This window comes from Pseudoduganella aquatica, from assembly GCF_009857595.1.
In the GTDB taxonomy this organism is placed as follows: Bacteria; Pseudomonadota; Gammaproteobacteria; order Burkholderiales; family Burkholderiaceae_D; genus Rugamonas; species Rugamonas aquatica_A.
This window is the reverse complement of record NZ_WWCU01000172.1, coordinates 1-255: the sequence shown is the minus strand read 5'-3', so window position 1 is coordinate 255 and position 255 is coordinate 1. Positions and strand designations below refer to the sequence as shown.

The window sequence follows — 255 nt, the reverse complement described above, 5'->3', positions numbered from 1 at the left end:
ACCAGAAGTAGGTAGCTTAACCGCAAGGAGGGCGCTTACCACGGTAGGATTCGTGACTGGGGTGAAGTCGTAACAAGGTAGCCGTATCGGAAGGTGCGGCTGGATCACCTCCTTTCTAGAGTAGGCAGCACGCCAAGCGCTCACACTTATCGATTGTTTCGTTCTTTAAAAATTTGGAAGAAGTAAAGATTTATTATTTTCGTTTGATCGCAAGATTGAACGAGGGTAGTGATTGTATGTATCAACAAACGCAAC

At 45.5% G+C, this 255-nt stretch carries 1 rRNA gene; it reads left to right on the top strand.

What is annotated here, in order from left to right:
• Positions 1–115 (top strand): 16S ribosomal RNA (locus tag GTP77_RS31525); the annotation flags it as partial.
• Positions 116–255: the final 140 nt, after the last annotated feature.